Raw genomic sequence first — 18,271 nt, 5'->3', positions numbered from 1 at the left:
GAACATAGCAGATGATAGGAAGGAACAGCATGCACGGAGGAGATTGTTATCGCAATGAAGTGAATATGGATTTTTCAATCAATGTCAATCCGCTGGGCATACCGGAGGAGATAGCAGATGCCATGCAGCAGTCGCTGACGCAAGCCATGGTCTATCCGGATCCTCAGTGTCAGGCACTGCGTCAGGCAATCGGCAGAGTCTATCAAAAGGACGCAGCATGTATTGTCTGTGGCAATGGGGCATCTGACCTGCTGCTTGCTTTTGCCCGTGCTTTTATGCCAAAGAAGGCACTCCTGCCGGTACCGGGATTTTCGGGCTATGCCTATGCCCTAAAAAGTATTGGATGTCATGTTGCATTATTTGATACCAAAGAGGACGAGGATTTTGCCCTGTCCGAGGCCTTTTTGGATCGCATTAGATCGGAAGCACCGGATCTGGTGATCCTGACCAATCCCGGCAATCCCAGTGGACATCTGCTGTCACAAGAATTTTTAACAAAAGTGGCATGGCTCTGCCGGCACATGAATATTCGGCTTTTGATCGATGAGTGCTTTATCGAACTGACCGGAGAAGGTAAAGACAATTCTTTCTTAAAGGCATCTTCCGGGACAAAGAATATCTTTATTTTACAGGCACTGACAAAGAGCATGGCGATCCCGGGTATCCGTTTGGGCTATCTGTTCTGTCCTAAGGAGCAGGATGCAAAAAAGGTGCAGGAACAGGTGAGTGAATGGAATGTTTCTGTTATTGCGCAGAGGGCGGGCATTGCGGGCATGCAGGTCTTGGCAGATGGAACTTATCTGTCGCAGACAAGGCAACTTCTGGAAAGGGAAAGAGCGTATCTTACGCAGAGTTTGCAGGAAATCGGCGCAAAAGTCTATCCGGGGACAGCCAATTTCCTTTTGTTTTATGAAGACAGCATAGACTGGTATGCCGCCTTATTAAAACAAAAGATACTGATCCGGGATTGCAGTGATTATGCCGGGCTCTCCAAGGGATTTTATCGCATAGCGATCCGCAGGCGGGAAGAAAACCAGGTCCTGGTGGAGACCATGCAGGCAGTCAAAAAGGGAGAGAAAGTCAGATGGAAATAGAAATCGTAAAACCGCAGGAGATCGAGAAGCGGAGTTTTGAGATCATTGAGGAAGAATTGAAGGAGCGGGGAATCGTTCTGCCGGAAAAAGAAGTGCCGATCACCAAACGTGTTATCCATACCAGTGCCGATTTTTCCTATGCCGAGACCATGACCTACTCGCCGGGAGCCATTGAGCAGGCGCTGGAACTGATCAAAGGTGGTGCACATATTGTGACCGATACCAATATGGCTAAGGCTGGCATCAATAAGAAGACTCTGGCTCGTTTGGGCGGACAGGTACACTGCTTTATGGCAGATGAAGCCGTGGCAAAAGAGGCAAAGGAACGCGGCGTGACGCGCGCGGTCGTCAGCATGGAGACGGCGGCAAGACTGCCCGGACCTGTCATTTTTGCTATAGGTAATGCGCCGACGGCATTGATCGAACTGCACGAGATGATTGAGCAGGGAGCCTATGTTCCGGCATTTATCATTGGAGTTCCGGTCGGCTTCGTCAATGTGGAGGCGGCAAAAGAATTGTTCCTTGACGGCGATGTGCCATATATCATTAACCGGGGGCGCAAGGGTGGAAGCAACATTGCGGCTGCCATCTGCAATGCCTTGCTTTATCTGGCAAGCAACAATATCAGAGATTAGAGGGTAGGTCTTTGGAAGAAAAACTGCGAAACGGATTTACAACAGGCTCCTGCGCGGCAGCCGCGGCGAAGGCGGCCTGCTATATGCTTTTGACCGGGAGAAAAAAAGAAAAGATCGATATCATTACGCCAAAGGGCATTACCTTTCATGCGAGTATTGTGGATATTTTGCGCGGTGAGAGGGCAGTGCAGTGTGCAGTCATAAAAGATGGTGGGGATGATCCCGACATTACGACCGGGGCACATGTGGTGGCAAAAGTTTCTTTTTTGGAGGGGCAAGAGGCAAGCACAGGGGGCAGGATACTGATCGATGGCGGGATCGGCGTCGGTCGTGTGACCAAGCCGGGACTGGATCAGCCGGTCGGAAATGCGGCGATCAATCATGTGCCAAGAGAGATGATCGAAAGGGAAATGCGTGAGGTCTGTCATGTTTTGGATTATCACGAAGACCTTGCGGTGGAAATCTCCGTGCCGGAGGGTCAGAAACTGGCAGAATCCACCTTTAATCCCAGACTGGGGATCCTAGGCGGTATATCTATCTTAGGAACCAGCGGTGTCGTAGAGCCTATGAGTGCGCAGGCACTCAAAGACACTATTGCGGTCGAACTGCGGCAGAAAAAGGCTTTGGGACAAAAAGCCGTGGCAGTCTCGCCGGGAAATTACGGTTTGGATTTTATGAAAAAGACCTATGACTATGATCTGGATCGCAGTGTCAAGTGCTCGAATTTTATCGGAGATACTATAGATATGGCAAAGCAGATGGGATTTGAGGCAATGCTTTTGACCGGGCACATCGGCAAACTCATTAAACTTTCCGGCGGCATGATGAATACCCATTCCAAAGAGGGCGACTGTCGTATGGAACTCTTAGCGGCGGCTGCCATTTATGCGGGCTGTCATGCCAAGACGGCAAAAGATCTTCTGGATGCAGTCACGACGGAGGAAGGCGTCAAACTCCTGTCGGAGGCAGGCATCTTGGAGGCGACCATGGAGCGTGCCATGGAGCGGATCTTATTTTACTTGAGAAAGCGTGCCGGTGATGGGATGCAGATCGAATGTATGATGTATGCGACAGATTATGGGCTCTTGGCAGAAAGTCCCGGAGCACAGAGTCTTTTACAGGAACTGAAAGGATAGAAGAATGGTTTATTTTGTGGGAGCAGGATGCGGTGCACCGGACCTGATCACGGTGCGCGGAAAAAATCTATTGGAGCAGGCAGATGTGATCATTTATGCCGGATCGCTTGTAAACCCGGAACTTTTAGGTTATGCCAGAAAAGACGCAAAGGTCTATAACAGCGCCTATATGACTTTAGAGGAAGTGCTTGCCGTGATCGAGGATGCCGAGAAAGAGGGGCTTAACACGGTGCGTCTGCACACCGGAGAACCCAGCATTTACGGCGCTGTGCGGGAGCAGATGGATCGATTGGATGATCTGGGGATTGCCTATGAGTCCTGTCCGGGAGTCAGTGCCTGCTTTGGAGCGGCGGCAGGTCTGAATCTGGAATTTACCCTGCCGGAAGTGTCTCAGACCCTCATTATCACAAGGCAGGAGGGAAAGACAGGCGTGCCGGACAAAGAAAAGATCCGGAGTCTTGCGGCGCATCAGGCGAGCATGGCAATCTATCTGAGTGCCGGTATGTTAGATACTCTGCGGGAAAATCTGATCGCCGGTGGCTATTCTGCAGATACGCCTGCGGCGCTGATCTATAAGGCGACCTGGCCGGAGGAAAGATCTTTTGTCTGTACCGTGGATACCCTGCCACTGGTAGCAAAGGAAAATCATATCTCAAAGACCGCCATGGTATTGGTGGGACAGGTCATTGCACACAGCAATTATGCCAGATCCCGCCTTTATGCGCCGGACTTTGAAACCGAATATCGGAGGAAAAAACAATGATCTTAGGGGTGATGACCTTTTCTAAGCGGGGGCAAAAGACGGCAGAAGATCTTTTTGAAAAATGCAAGGAGATCAGTCCTTTGTATTATGATGGGGATATGCCGCGGGAGGCATGGATCAGGGACAAGTTCTCCTATCACATACCGCTTCTTTTTGTGGGAGCCACGGGGATTGCCGTGCGTCTGATCGCGCCCTTTGTCGAGGATAAATTGCGGGACAGTGCGGTGATCGTCATGGATCAGAGAGGCAGACACGTCATTCCCCTCTTGTCCGGTCATATGGGCGGCGCCAATGAGATCGCGAGGAATTTAGCAGACCGGGTTGGGACAGAGGTTATTTTGACGACGGCGACCGACGTGGAAGATCTCTTTGCCGTGGATGTCTTTGCAAGGAGAAACGGTTTTTGCATTTGTGACCGGGCTGGCATCCGCCGGATCTCCCAAAGGCTGCTGGAAGGTGAAAAAATCCGGCTTGCCATTGATCCTGCGATTACCTTTTTCAAAGAGGATCTGCCGGAAGGGCTGCATCTGGTAGAGGCAAGTGATGGAAATGTTGATCTGTGGATCGGGTGCAATCCCTTGGACCAGGAAACAGACCTGCAACTGATCCATAAACCCTATGTCCTTGGCATGGGCTGTAAGAAGGGAAAGTCTTTTGAAGCCTTGCAGACGTTTGCCTTGGAAGAATTGCAAAAGGAAGGAATTGCCATGGATCAGGTGGCTGCCCTTGCAAGTATTGACTTAAAGCAGGGAGAAATGGGCTTGGAGACCTTGGCTTGTTTTTATCATCTGCCCTTTTATACCTATGGGGCAGATGACTTACAAGAGGTGGAAGGGCAGTTTTCCGAGTCTGCCTTTGTCTCACATGTGACAGGTGTATCCAATGTCTGTGAGCGGGCTGCACTGGCATGTGCAGGGCAGGGGGGACGGCTTTTGGTAAAAAAACAGGCAAAGGATGGTATGACTTTTGCTTTGGCAAAGCAGATCCCGCGGATCCAGACTTGGCAGACGAACGTATCAAAGTAAGAAGAAAGGCAAGACATGAGCGAGAATAAGAAAGTGATCTATATTGTAGGTATGGGACCGGGCAGTATCAGCGGCATGAGTGGTGACGCTGTGGAGGCATTGCACAAGAGCGACATGATTATCGGTTATACGGTCTATGTGGATCTGGTGCGCCAGCATTTCCCAGATAAGGAATTTAAGACGACCCCTATGCGTCAGGAGATCGAACGCTGTCGCATATGTTTCGACTATGCCATGGAAGAAAAGCAGGTAGCTATGATCTGTAGCGGGGATGCCGGTGTCTATGGGATGGCGGCACCTATGTTTGAAATGGCAGAAGGCTATCCTGAGGTTGAACTGGTGGTCATTCCGGGCGTGACAGCGGCAAACAGTGGGGCGGCGGTACTGGGAGCACCCTTAAACCATGACTATTGTGTGATCAGTCTGAGTGATCTTTTAACACCTTGGGAAAAGATCGAGGCAAGACTGGTGGCGGCGATCCAGGGGGATTTTGCCATTGCCATCTACAATCCGTCCAGTCATAAACGGAAAGATTATCTGAAACGTGCCTGCGATATCATGTTGGCGGCTGAAGCCGATCCTATGCGCGCTTGTGGCTATGTAGAAAATATTGGACGTGAGGGATGCCAGAGTCATGTATGTACGCTGGCGGAATTGCGGGAGTGTCAGGTCAATATGTTTACCACAGTCTTTGTGGGAAATGAAAAAACAAGGATAGATGGGGACCATTTGGTCACACCGAGAGGATATAGGCTATGAAGAATGTCTTGATTTTTTCCGGGACAACGGAAGGACGCCGGTTGGCAGAAACTTTAGTGAAAAATGGGATTTTTTGCCATGTCTGTGTGGCGACTGAATATGGTGTACAGGTCATGGAGTCATCGGAACTTATGCAGGTGCATATGGGGCGATTGGATGTCGATGCCATGAAGGAATTATACGCAGACATCAGACCGGATGTGGTGATCGATGCGACCCATCCTTTTGCAAAGATCGTTTCGGAAAACATAAGAGAGAGTCTGCAAAACCGTGGGATTCCTTATGTGCGTCTGGAGCGACGGCTGGATGCGGAGGAAGACTTTGGAAAGGAAGAAGTCTTTGCGGACAGTCAGGCGGTCTGTCAGGCACTGCTTGCTAGGCAAGGGAATATTTTGCTTACGACAGGAAGTAAAGAACTGCATATTTTTTGCCGGGATGAAAGGCTGAGAAAACGTTTGATCGTGCGTGTCCTGCCGGGGATGGAGAGTCTGTCCCTCTGCTATGAGAATGGTCTGGAGGGCAATCAGATCATCGCCATGCAGGGACCTTTTTCCGAGGAGATCAATACTGCCATTTATAGGCAGTACGACATTCGACATATGGTGACAAAGGAGAGTGGCTCTATTGGTGGCATGGAAGAGAAACTTTCGGCTGCTAGAAAAATGGGGATCAGGTCTTATGTGATCGCGCGTCCGAAAACTGATACAGGTAACTGGCAGATCTATGATGAGAAAGAAATCTTAGCAGCCTTGGAAGATTTGCTGGGCTGTAGGCTCCAAGCAGATGATGGTCTGACAGAGGAAAATGAGGCAGAGGTTTTGTCGGAAGCAGATAAGGCATACGGGCAAATGCATGTGGCTCTTGTCGGCATCGGGATGGGGGCAGAAGATTATCTGACCTGTCGCGGAAAAGGTGCGATTTTAAATGCAGATTATATTTTTGGTGCAAGCCGTATAATCGAGCCTTTTTCGGCAGGCGTGGAAAAATATCCTTATTATCTGGCTGCGGATATTGTGCCGAAAATAAAGGAACTTCTTGCAGAAAAAAAGAGGGGAAATATTGCAATCCTATTTTCCGGTGATACCGGATTTTACAGTGGCTGTAAGAAACTCTATGAGGCTTTGCAGAATATAGAGGGGCTTTCTGTGGAGATCATTCCGGGGATTTCCTCTTTGGTCTATCTGGCATCCAAGATCCCGACTTCATGGGAGGATGCCAAGATCATTTCTACCCATGGTGTCGCGGAAGATAAATGGATCAGCCGTCTTTTATGGATCGGTCTGCACGAGAAAAAAGTATTCTTTCTGACTTCGGGACTGGAAGATGTCAGAAAGATCGGAAGCCTTTTTATGCGCTACGCACCGCAGTTAAAGATATATCTGGGCTATCAGTTGTCCTATGCAGAGGAAGATGTCTTATGTCTGACACCGAGAGAGTGTCTGCTTCTGGAAAAAGAGGGACTTTATGTGGGCATGCTTTATAATGATATGCCGCAGACGATCTATTCGGGCGCAGGTCTTTCGGATGAGTGGATGCTGCGTACCAAGGTGCCTATGACAAAGGAGGAGATCCGGCATTTATCCGTGGCAAAATTGCGTCTGACACCGGAGGCAGTCTGCTACGATATCGGTTGTGGCAGTGGCAGCATTTCCGTGGAAATGGCAATGTTGTCGCCGGGGATCCGGGTCTATGCCATAGATTCGGTGGAAGAAGCGGTTGCTTTGACGAGGAAGAATTCGGATCGTTTTGGACTGAAAAACGTGCAGGTGGTGCAGGGTATGGCACCGGAAGGGATGGAGAATTTCCCGGAACCAACCCATGCTTTCATCGGGGGCAGTCGTGGAAATATGGCAGCCATCCTAAAAAACTTGTATGCAAAAAATCCATCTATGCGTGTTGTCATCAATGCTATCAGTCTGGAGACCTTGAGTGAGATTATGGGCTGTCTGAAGACATGGAAAGTGACGGATCTGGACATTACCCAGGTACAGATCAGCAAAGCCAAGACTCTGGGAGACTATCATATGATGATGGGACAGAATCCGGTCACTATAGTATCTTTTCAATTTACGAGTAATTAAAGGATGATTTAATATATGAAAGAAATACAAAACAATCCTCACAATCGTATTATGATCGCAGCCCCACACAGTGGCAGTGGTAAGACCCTGATCACCTGTGGACTTTTGCAGGCGCTTTTGGATAGCGGCAAGAGCGTGGCGGCTTTTAAGTGTGGACCGGATTATATCGATCCCCTGTTTCATGAGCGTGTCTTGGGTGTGCCATCCAAAAATCTGGATCTGTATTTTACGGATGAGAAGACAACACGGGGGCTTTTTCTGGCAGAAAATGAAAGCCAGATCTCTGTGGTGGAAGGTGTCATGGGGCTGTATGACGGACTGGGTGGCATTGAGGAAAGAGCAAGCGCCTATCATCTGGCAAAGGTCTTGCAGACACCCATTATTTTAGTCATTGATGTGCATGGCATGGGGAGGTCTGTTCTGGCAGAAGTGAAGGGGTTTCTGGCAATGGATACAGGCCACCTGATCCAAGGACTCATTTTAAACCGCTGTTCTGTAAACTTTTATGAGCAGTTGAAAGGGATGATTGAAAAAGAAGTGGGGCTGGCGGTATTGGGATACTTCCCTGTGCGGAAAGATCTGCAATTTCAGAGCCGGCACCTGGGCTTACAGTTGCCGGATGAAATCCGGGATCTGCAAGAGGTCTTAGAACGGATTGCAGATCAGATGAAAGAGACGATCGATCTGGAGACGTTACTGGGAATCGCAGGACAAGCCGCTGATCTGGAGGGAGAGAAAATAGGACATATCTGCATGGGAGGACAAGATACTGCTATTCCAAAAGTAAAGATCGGGGTTGCCCGAGACGCGGCGTTTTGTTTTTATTATGCCGACAACCTGCGTTTGTTAGAAGCCGCGGGTGCAGAACTTTGCTATTTTTCTCCAATGGATGATGGGCATCTGCCAAAGGGAATCCAAGGGCTGCTCTTGGGGGGAGGCTACCCGGAACTTTATGCTAAGGAATTATCGGAAAACCTTTCTATGCGTCAGGACATCCGACAGGCAGTGACGCAGGGTATGCCGATTCTGGCAGAATGTGGTGGATTTATGTATCTGCATAAGACATTGGAAACCAAGGAGGGGGAAAGATACAAGATGGTAGGAGTCGTAGACGGCGACTGCCATTATACAGGGCATCTGGTACGGTTTGGCTATGTGGGGATCACAGAAAAAGAGACCAATTTTTTGTCGGAAGCAGACCAGATCCGTGGACATGAATTTCACTATTATGATAGCAGTGATAATGGAAGGGATTGTATAGCAAAAAAACCGGTGGGCGGTCGTTCCTGGGAATGTGTGCATGAAAACCAAAAGCAGTTTTTAGGTTTTGCACATTTGTATTATCCATCTAATCCGGTCTTTGTGCAGCATTTTATAGAAGAGTGTCGAAGGGAAAAAGCATGGCAGGAATATTAGCTGGTGTGGGCGTCGGCCCGGGAGATCCGGAACTGTTAACGATAAAAGCATGTAGGGCATTAAAAGCATGTGATCTTTTGGTTTTGCCAGCAAAGACAAAGGAGAAATGCTATGCCTATCAGATCGCAGTGCAGGCAGTACCACAACTGGCAGAGAAAGCCTGTCTTTATATGGATTTTCCTATGATAAAAGATCAGAAGGCTCTGGATGCACAGATGGATCAAAATACCAAGGAAATTATATCGTGGTTAAAGAAAAATAAAAATATTGTCTTTGTCACGATCGGAGATCCAAGTATTTATGCGACCTATCATTATATCCACAGACGTGTGGTGGCGCAGGGCTATGAGGCGAAGATCATCAGCGGGATTCCTTCTTTTCTGGCAGTGGCGGCAAGACTTGGTATCTCACTGGCAGACCGGGATCAGCAGATCCATGTGATCCCGGGATCCTATGATACGGAAGATGCAAAAGATTATCCGGGTACCCGCATCTATATGAAAGCAGGAAAAAGTCTGGCTCACTTAAAGGCAGGACTGCAAAGAGAAGTGGAAAGCGGGAAAACTCTGGAGGTATATGCCGTGGCAAATTGTGGTATGGAAAACGAAAAGGTCATGATCGGTCTGGATGTCTTGGAGGGGGATGCAGGCTATCTTACCACAGTCATTGTGAAATAGGATGAGATTTTAGCAAAAAAGTGCTACAATACAAGACAGATATATTTTGTGTGGTTTATAGAAATAAACTTTAGATTTAATAAATACGAGGTGAGCATGATGAAAGAAGCATTTGTAGGTGGAGTTCTTTTGGATGGCAGACAGGACATGGCACCACAGAAAGATCGAGTGGTCTTGGTGGAGGATGGCAAGATCACAGGAATTGTAGATAAAGAGGATAAGGAAGCGTATCAGGACTTTCAGATCATTGATCTGCAAGGTGCATATCTTATGCCGGGACTGGTCAATCTGCATGTGCATTTAGCAGGATCAGGTAAACCCAAAAAGAAGCCGATCGACCCGGTCAAATCTGTCAAGCAGATCACATCCTCAGGGCTTATGCGTGCGGTCGGTCATGCTATGGTGGCAAATTTTGCCAAGACCCAACTCTTGAGTGGAACGACGACGATCCGTACCGTGGGAGGTATTGCTGATTTTGATACAAGGATCCGTGATGAGATTAATGCGGGTAAACGTATCGGACCGCGTATTCTTGCCAGTGGTATGGCGATTTCGGTTCCGGGCGGACATATGGCGGGATCGCTGGCATACATAGCGCATAGTGCCGAGGAGGCAAGAGATTATGTGGATGTGATTGCAAAGGATAAACCGGATCTGATCAAACTGATGATCACAGGTGGCGTCATGGATGCAGAAGTGGTCGGAGAACCGGGTGTACTTCGTATGCCACCGGAGTATGTAAAGGCTGCCTGTGACCGGGCACATGAACTGGGCTTTCAGGTGGCTGCCCATGTGGAGAGTCCAAAGGGCGTTGCCGTAGCACTGGAAAACGGTGTGGATTCGATCGAGCATGGGGCAAAACCGGATGCGCACATTGCAGCATTATTTAAAGAAAACGGTGCTTTTCAGGTGGCAACACTTTGTCCGGCTCTGCCATATGGTCTTTTTGATTGCCAGGTATCGCATGCGACCAAGGAACAGAAGGCAAATGGTAAGGTCGTCTTTGACGGTGTCATTGAAATGGCAAAAGAAAATCTGGCACAAGGGGTTCCGGTGGGACTTGGTACGGACACGGCTTGCCCGTTTGTGACCCAGTATGATATGTGGAGAGAACTGGATTTTTATGGAAAATATTGTGGGGTATCCAATGCCTTTGCTCTTTATACCGGAACACTTTTGAATGCGACACTTGCCGGGGTTGGTGATGTCACAGGTTCTATTGAGGTCGGCAAATGTGCAGATATGATCGTGACCAAGGGTAATCCGCTGGAGAATCTTTCTGTTCTGCGTCATGTAGAGATGGTAGTAAAAGATGGCGTTATCTACGACCATCCGCAGGTCAAGAAGATCCCGGAAGTGGAAGTTGAGATGGATAAATTCAATCGGGTAAAGTAAGGAGCAGCCATGCAGTCAGACAGAGAACTAAGAGAGCAATTACGAAATATCGATCACAAGTCCTATCCGCAGTATAAGTCTTTAAAGGGCAGTTATCGATTTCCAAAATACACCTTACATATCGATCATGTGCAGGGCGACCCTTTTGCGGCACCGTCCGATGTGCGTGTGACCATCGATGCAACAAAGGCAGGATTTCCCGATTTTGCCATGAAAGATGGCTTGACGAGAGATCGGCTGGCAGATCTTTTAGTGCGGGAGTTTGCAAGACAGGTCAATGCCTTTTCTTTTAAGGCAAAAGGATCCGGTAAGAGTGGGCTGATCTCGGTTTCTCATCCGGGACAGGAAGTTTTGCGACGGACGGCATGCCAAGTCAGGACCAATGAGATCATCGTGCGCTTTTCCATTGGTTTTCCGGCAAATGGCAGAACTATCAATGCCAGAGAACTGGATAAGATCCTCTTTGATTTTCTGCCGGTCTGCGTGGAAAAGGCTCTGTATTATGAAAATCTGGATGCGACGCGGATAAAAGAAGCGATTGACCTGGCAGAAGACCAGAGAGCAATCCGGCAGCAGTTAAAAGAGAAAGGTCTGGTTGCTTTTGTTGCCAATGGTTCTATTCTGCCAAGAGAAAGCGGAATTTCTTCACGCCCTATGAAGGGGGCTAAAGCATTTGTATCGCCGGAGTCTTTACAGGTCACCTTGGATTTACCACATAAAGGAAAGTTCAAGGGCATGGGCGTGAAAGAGGGAATCACCCTGATCGTCGGTGGCGGTTATCACGGCAAGTCCACTCTGTTAAATGCTTTGGAACTTGGTGTCTACGATCATATTGCAGGCGATGGCAGAGAGTATGTCATTGCAGATGATACGGCGCTCAAATTGTGTGCTGAAGATGGAAGATTCATCAAAAATGTAGATATCTCTATGTTTATCAATGATCTGCCAAATGGCAGGGATACCCATGATTTTTCTACAAAAGACGCCAGCGGCAGTACATCCCAGGCGGCAGGAATCGTAGAAGGAATCGAGGCAGGCAGTCAACTGTTTTTGCTGGATGAAGATACCTCTGCAACGAATTTTATGGTGCGGGATGCTTTTATGCAAAAGGTTGTTAGTCCGGATCAGGAGCCGATCACGCCATTTTTGGCAAGAGCAAGGGAACTCTATGAAAAGATGGATATTTCGACCATTCTGGTTGCCGGGAGTTCGGGAGCATTTTTCCATATTGCGGACACCGTGATCCAGATGGATCAGTATGAGCCGGTGGACATCACCCAAAAGGCAAAAGATTTGTGCAGGGAATTTCCGATAGCAGAGGATGTGGCAAAGCCTTTTGAAAATCCGGTGTTCCATCGTATCATGGAAAAAGATAAAAATGGAGCCGTCAAGCGCAGAGATTATCGGACCGGTGCGATCAAAGATGCCGGCGATCATCTTAAGGTAAAGATATTGGGTGTAGATGGTTTTGCACTGGGAAAACAAAACGTGGATCTGCGTTATTTAGAACAACTGATTGACAGCGAACAGACAGCGGCGCTGGGACAACTCTTAAAATATGCCGTAGAAAATCTGGTGGACGGGAAAAGAAGTATTGCGGATGTCGTGGAATATCTGCAAGTCAAACTGGAGCAGGAGGGCATGCAATTTACCGCAGGGCGCGGTACGCTTTCCGGAGGCTTGGCAATCCCAAGAAAACAGGAGATCTATGCCTGCTTTAACCGTTATCGCATATAGAAATAAATTTTACTCTGGATGAAAAAGCGGGGACTTCTGGGGATAGAATCATCGGATATGATAAAAAATGACATAAATAGGACGCTTTATGATATTTTCACGATAGAAGACAACAGATATAATACTTGTAAGATATGAAAATATACTAGCGTGAAAACAGAGGAAAAGAGGAGCGTCTATGAGAAAAATCGATTTTAACCGGGACTGGACGGTGCAAAAAGAAGGGCAGGAGAGGGTAGAACACGTTAATCTGCCGCATGATGCCATGCTCTATGAAAAAAGGGCGAAAGAAAATAAGACAGCCAGCGCCAGTGCTTATTTTGAGGGTGGCAAGTACATTTATAAGAAGATTTGGGATGTGGATGCCCAGACAGCAGAGCAGACCAATATCTTGGAGTTTGAGGGAGTTTACCAGAATGCGCGCATCAGCCTCAATGGAAAGCAGATCGCGGAAAGACCTTATGGTTATACGAATTTTTATGTAGATCTGACAGATCTTTTGACGGTCGGTCAGAATGAGATTCAGGTGATCGCGGATAATGCAGATGTGCCAAACAGCAGATGGTATTCCGGCAGTGGTATTTATCGCCCGGTGTCACTTTATACGGCGGGATCATCTTATATCAAGCCGGAAGGAATCAAGGTACAGGTATTGGATCAGGAATGTATCTGCCTGCGCCTTGCCTGTGTGGCGGAAAATGCCCAGGCAAAGATCACGATTCTGGATCAAAATGTGGTCGTGACGGATATGGTCGTGGAAGATCTGACACACTTGGAAACCGAGGGTATTACGATCATGATACCGAATGCGAAACCATGGTCTGCCGAAGATCCGCATCTTTACCGGGTAAGAGCAGAACTTGTGCAGGACGGCAGTGTGCTTGATTGTGATGAAAGTCATTTTGGTATGCGTACTCTTGCATGGGGAAAAGAGGGATTTCTTGTAAATGGAAAAGAAGTCCTCTTTCGCGGTGCATGTATCCACCACGACAATGGCGTGCTGGGCGCCTGTGGGTTTGCAGATGCTGAGACCCGGCGTGTGCGCATTTTAAAAGAAGCAGGATTTAATGCCATCCGGTCTGCACACAACCCGATCTCAAAGGCAATGTTAGATGCCTGCGATGTTATGGGTATGTATGTGATGGATGAGACTTTTGATATGTGGCTGATCCACAAAAATCCATATGACTATGCAGGTGATAAATTCAAGGAATGGTGGAAAGCGGATACGGAGGCTATGATCTCCAAAGACTACAACCATCCATCCGTTGTCATGTATTCGATCGGAAATGAGATCACAGAACTCGGTATGGAAGATGGACAGAAGCAGGCGAAAGTCATGGTAGATTTTTGCCATGAAAAAGATAAGACGCGTCCGGTGACCGCAGGTATCAACCTGATGCTTGCTATGATGGCTGGCGGCAAAAAGAGCATTTACGGAACGGATGACAAGGGACAGGTCAAGGACAGTGGAACTGGTGGCATGGATGCTATGCCAACCTCTGATTTCTTTAATCTGCTCATGAATAAGATGGGAAAACTGATGACTAAGGCTGCGTCTTCCAAAAAGGCAAATGCCGTGGCTGTCAAGATGCGTGAGATCTTTGATATTCCGGGATATAATTATGCGACCAGCCGCTATGAAAAAGATGCCAGAGATTGTCCAAATCAAGCAACGACCGGATCCGAGACCCTGCCACAATCTTTGTATGAAAACTGGCAACTGGTAAAGAAATTGCCAACCATGACAGGCGATTTCATGTGGACGGGCTGGGATTATCTGGGCGAGTCCGGTATAGGAACCGTGCGTTATGTTGATAAGAAGACAAAAGAAAACATTGATCCGGGTCTTATTATGACAGGCGGTCCCGGTATCATTGATATCTGCGGAAAGATGCGTCCGGAAGTGGGCTGGGGCAAGATCATCTGGGGCTTGCAGGATGTGCCGACGATTGGGGTAGATCCGCTGACCCATGCAGATCATTTCCAGTCGCTTTCCATGTGGCGTACCACGGATGCCGTGGAGAGTTGGTCCTGGGAAGGCTGTGAAGGAAAGCGCACGATGGCAACCGTCTATTCCGATGCGCCGGTGGTAGAACTTTTGGTAAACGGTCAGAGTCTGGGCAAGAAAAAGACCAAGCAGGATATGGCGAAGTTTAAGAAAGTGACCTATCAAGAGGGGCAGATCGAGGCAGTGGCATACGATGCTTCCGGCAAGGAGACAGGAAGAAGTAAATTGGTCTCTGCCAGCGGAAAGACAAAGATTTCTTTAAGACCGGAATGTCAGAGTCTACGGGCTAACGGGCAGGATCTTTGCTTTTTAAACATTGATCTGGTGGGCGAAAACGGTATTACCAAATCATCTGTCGATCAGGTCTTAAAGGTGGAAGTCACAGGTGCCGGGTGCTTGCAGGGATATGGCTCTGCGAGACCAAATATTGCAGATGATTTTGTGTCCGATCAGCACAAGACTTTCCTTGGCAAATCCCTTGCTGTTATCCGCGCTGGATATGAAACGGGCTGTATTCATGTGAAAGTTTCTGGAGAGGGCTTGGAACCGGTCGAGACGGACATAAGCGTTTCATAAAATAATCCGTTATTTTCTTATAAGAGTATGTTAAAATGACATTAGTTAGCATGTGCCGGCTAATGTCATTTTTAGTTGGCGCGAGAATAGACGAAAGAATATGCCGCTTTACGAGAAGGAGGGGGTAAAATGGGGGCATTACATATCTTACTTATCATTGTGATCGTGCTGGTCGTACTGCTGTTTTTGGTGTCTGTCGGTCTTTGTACCTATGCAGTTTTTCCGAAAAGGTTTGGTCTGGAAGAAACCAGGAAAATTGAACTGGGAAAGCCATATTTAAAGGGGATGGATTTTCCGGCAAAAGAAACCTACACGGTACGGTCTTATGATGATTATGTCTTGCATGCGGAGTATATTGAGACAGACCCGCAGTCGAAAAAATTTGTGATTATCAGTCATGGCTATACTTATACCAGATATGGATCTTATAAGTATGTCTATCTATTCCAGAAGTTGGGATTCAACTGCATTATCTATGATGACAGGGGGCATGGCGAGAACAAGAGGTGTCGCTGCATGTTTGGCATCCGTGAGTCCAAAGATCTTTTAGCAATGATCGATGATACTTACAAGCGGTTTGGGGATGACATTCTTTTGGGGCTGCATGGCGAATCTATGGGCTCAGGGTTGAGTCTTATGGCTTTGCAGTACAAGCCGAAAGTTAAGTTTTTGGTAGCGGACTGCGGTTACGGCAGATTGTTGGAGGTCTTGTGTGGAAAGGTCAAAGAAATCTTTCATTTGCCGGGGTTTTTTGCTTATCCGGCATCCTGGGTGTGCAGGATCTTGTATGGATTTTCTTTGGCAAAAGTCAGTCCGGAGGAGTCCTTGTATGACAATGAGATTCCGGTTTGTTTTATCCATGGGGAAGATGATAATTTCATTCCGTGCAGCCAGAGTCAAAGAATGTATAAGATAAATAAAGGCTATAGTGAACTACATACATTTCCAAAAGCGGATCATGCGCAGTCACTGGATTCCGATGTAGAACGTTATGAGGACATTTTGAGAGATTTTGTAGCAAAGGTATTGTAAGAAAATGGGGGTAAAATGATGAAAGAAGAGAAGGTAAGCGTAAGCAGTAAGTTTTGGTTGTGCAGTGCAGACTGTTTGTGTGGAACACTGTCCGGTCTGATCACAGGGGGAGGCATGACCTATTTTTATACCAAATATCTGGGATTGGATGAGGGACTGGCAAGTATCGTCTGGATGATCTTCGCTGTCTGGAATGCTTTGAATGATCCTTTATTTGGCTATATTTCGGACCGGACGAAATCAAAATTGGGACGACGGATCCCTTATATCCGTTATGGTGCGCTACTCTATGGCGTGATCTTTATCTTAAGTTGGTTCTTGTGGCCTCTGGGCGGCAGCCAGACGGCTCTCTTTGTGCAGATGTTAGTATCACTTTTCTTTTTTGATACGTTTTATACGGCAATCGCAACTTCTTTGTATGTGCTTCCTTATACAATGGCAGAGAGTAATCAGGCAAGGAGTGGGATCTTTGTCTGGAAGATCTTCTTTACGCTCTTGTCGCTGGCAGCACCGCTGGTACTCTTTCCTCTGGTCAGACCGGATGTAGGAGAGAGCGCAAGTCGTTTTCAGACCATTATGATCATGCTTGGCGTGGTTACGACTCTGGTAATCTTTTTTTCCACATTTTTTTATAAAGAAAAATATACGTCTGATGCTGAGGAAGCACCGGGACTCTGGGAGTCTATCTGTCAGTGCTTTAAAAACAGGGCATTTCTGGTGTATGAAGTCATTAGTTTTACGGTTATTTTTGTGCAGACCATTTTGATGCAGGGCGTGGTCTATTATTTTGATGAGTTCACGGTTCCGATGCCTTTGGCTTATGCCAGTCTTGGCGTTGGTGCGGTGTGCGGCATCATTCTTTGGATCAAGAGCATGGGAAAGATCGGTGTTGCCAAGTGTATTATCGTGATGAGTGTTGCCTTTGCGGCAGGTGCAACCTTGGTTATTTTTGCCGGACAATATGTCATTCCTGCCATGATCGCTTTCTTTATTATTGGTTTGGGCTTTTCCGGTGGTATGTATCTGGTGCCGCTGATGAACGGCGAAGTGATTGATTATGATGAAGCCAAGACCGGATTTCGTAGAGAGGGCATGTATGCAGGTGTGAATAGTCTGATCACGAAACCGGCGATCAGTTTTGCAAATGCAGCATTTGTCATGATCATTGGATGGTTTGGCTATGACAATGCCGTCAAGGCAGGGGCGCAGGATGCTATGGCAAAGTTTGGTGTTAAGGTTGCCTGGATGGCGCTGCCGGCATTGCTCTTTATCATTTCTGCCATTGCCATGAAAGCCTATCCGCTGGTGGGCGCGGAATGGAAGAAGTTGAAAGAGGAACTGAGCCGGAAGCATGAAGTGGAGAGGTAAGGATTGATTCTGAACGGCATTTAGGAAAATATTCGCATGAGGAGGATTTTGTCTTGCCATCCTAAACAAATGGGACTACAATCGATACTTTGCATCGGCATAGCATTGTCAAACAGATGTAAACTTCCAATCATACCAACAGATCTGTTTCCGAGAGATTTGGCAGAGATCATCCAAAAGCCATATGCAAGGGTAAAGATAACTTTTGATGTTACTTGTCTGCTTGTTACGGCGTGTCTGACCTATTTTGCACTGGGCAGGATTTTGGGACTTGGTATAGGAACCGTTGCTGCTGCGTTTATCATGGGAAAAGGTGTTGCTATTGCAGGAAGTTTTATCGATAAAAAGATGACTTTCATATCATTTTTACATAAAGCATCAGACAATGATAAAAATACTTTTCATCTGCCATGGCACTCCAGTTTTATGATAATGCATACCTTCGCAGACTGGGACAGAGTACGGCATAATAGGGCGGAAAGCCTTGGAATTACTACGGTTTAGACTACTAAGGCTCATGGCTGGAAGTGGGATAAAGGAAAAGGTGTTGGGAGGATTCCTTAGTA

General features: G+C 47.5%; 15 protein-coding genes. All 15 read left to right on the top strand.

The features are described from left to right. Positions 1 to 29: 29 nt before the first annotated feature. Positions 30 to 1,094, top strand: coding sequence for a pyridoxal phosphate-dependent aminotransferase (locus tag H8R94_RS02135; protein ID WP_186853744.1), 1,065 nt, complete (start codon positions 30 to 32; stop codon positions 1,092 to 1,094). Continuing rightward, positions 1,085 to 1,729 (top strand): precorrin-8X methylmutase, encoded by a 645-nt coding sequence (locus tag H8R94_RS02130; protein WP_118281002.1) that lies wholly within the window; start codon positions 1,085 to 1,087, stop codon positions 1,727 to 1,729. The genes H8R94_RS02135 and H8R94_RS02130 overlap by 10 nt, the downstream gene beginning before the upstream one ends. A gap of 23 nt (positions 1,730 to 1,752) precedes the next feature. Beyond that, a complete protein-coding gene (gene cbiD / locus H8R94_RS02125) occupies positions 1,753 to 2,865 on the top strand; it encodes a cobalt-precorrin-5B (C(1))-methyltransferase CbiD (RefSeq protein ID WP_186853950.1) in 1,113 nt (370 codons plus the stop codon). Between the two features lie 4 nt (positions 2,866 to 2,869). Continuing rightward, positions 2,870 to 3,628, top strand: coding sequence for a precorrin-4 C(11)-methyltransferase (gene cobM / locus H8R94_RS02120; protein WP_118534683.1), 759 nt, complete (start codon positions 2,870 to 2,872; stop codon positions 3,626 to 3,628). Beyond that, a complete protein-coding gene (locus H8R94_RS02115) occupies positions 3,625 to 4,653 on the top strand; it encodes a cobalt-precorrin 5A hydrolase (RefSeq protein WP_186853743.1) in 1,029 nt (342 codons plus the stop codon). Before cobM ends, H8R94_RS02115 begins: the two co-directional genes overlap by 4 nt. A gap of 15 nt (positions 4,654 to 4,668) precedes the next feature. Further along, complete coding sequence (gene cobJ / locus H8R94_RS02110; RefSeq protein ID WP_186853742.1) at positions 4,669 to 5,412, top strand: precorrin-3B C(17)-methyltransferase; 744 nt, start codon at positions 4,669 to 4,671, stop codon at positions 5,410 to 5,412. Further along, positions 5,409 to 7,493, top strand: a complete 2,085-nt coding sequence (gene cobK / locus H8R94_RS02105) for a precorrin-6A reductase (protein ID WP_186853741.1) — start codon at positions 5,409 to 5,411, stop codon at positions 7,491 to 7,493. The genes cobJ and cobK overlap by 4 nt, the downstream gene beginning before the upstream one ends. A 15-nt stretch (positions 7,494 to 7,508) precedes the next feature. Continuing rightward, positions 7,509 to 8,909 carry a cobyrinate a,c-diamide synthase gene (locus tag H8R94_RS02100; protein ID WP_186853740.1) on the top strand — a complete coding sequence of 467 codons (1,401 nt, stop codon included), beginning with the start codon at positions 7,509 to 7,511 and terminating at the stop codon, positions 8,907 to 8,909. Further along, positions 8,894 to 9,586 carry a precorrin-2 C(20)-methyltransferase gene (cobI, locus tag H8R94_RS02095; RefSeq protein WP_186853739.1) on the top strand — a complete coding sequence of 231 codons (693 nt, stop codon included), beginning with the start codon at positions 8,894 to 8,896 and terminating at the stop codon, positions 9,584 to 9,586. Before H8R94_RS02100 ends, cobI begins: the two co-directional genes overlap by 16 nt. A gap of 96 nt (positions 9,587 to 9,682) precedes the next feature. Continuing rightward, a complete protein-coding gene (locus H8R94_RS02090) occupies positions 9,683 to 10,981 on the top strand; it encodes an amidohydrolase family protein (RefSeq protein ID WP_243238433.1) in 1,299 nt (432 codons plus the stop codon). Between the two features lie 9 nt (positions 10,982 to 10,990). Beyond that, positions 10,991 to 12,718 carry an ABC-ATPase domain-containing protein gene (locus H8R94_RS02085; RefSeq protein ID WP_186853738.1) on the top strand — a complete coding sequence of 576 codons (1,728 nt, stop codon included), beginning with the start codon at positions 10,991 to 10,993 and terminating at the stop codon, positions 12,716 to 12,718. 178 nt (positions 12,719 to 12,896) lie between these two features. Beyond that, a complete protein-coding gene (locus H8R94_RS02080) occupies positions 12,897 to 15,305 on the top strand; it encodes a glycoside hydrolase family 2 TIM barrel-domain containing protein (RefSeq protein ID WP_186853737.1) in 2,409 nt (802 codons plus the stop codon). 129 nt (positions 15,306 to 15,434) lie between these two features. Further along, complete coding sequence (locus H8R94_RS02075) at positions 15,435 to 16,337, top strand: alpha/beta hydrolase (RefSeq protein ID WP_186853736.1); 903 nt, start codon at positions 15,435 to 15,437, stop codon at positions 16,335 to 16,337. Between the two features lie 18 nt (positions 16,338 to 16,355). Next, complete coding sequence (locus tag H8R94_RS02070; protein ID WP_158573028.1) at positions 16,356 to 17,705, top strand: MFS transporter; 1,350 nt, start codon at positions 16,356 to 16,358, stop codon at positions 17,703 to 17,705. A 36-nt stretch (positions 17,706 to 17,741) separates the two neighbouring features. Beyond that, positions 17,742 to 18,209: a DUF6198 family protein gene (locus H8R94_RS12325; protein ID WP_330592960.1), complete on the top strand. Its 468-nt coding sequence runs from the start codon at positions 17,742 to 17,744 to the stop codon at positions 18,207 to 18,209. Positions 18,210 to 18,271 lie beyond the last annotated feature (62 nt).

This window comes from Roseburia lenta (assembly GCF_014287435.1).
In the GTDB taxonomy this organism is placed as follows: Bacteria; Bacillota; Clostridia; order Lachnospirales; family Lachnospiraceae; genus Pararoseburia; species Pararoseburia lenta.
The sequence above is the reverse complement of the archived record's forward strand: the minus strand, read 5'-3'. Positions and strand labels throughout refer to the sequence as shown.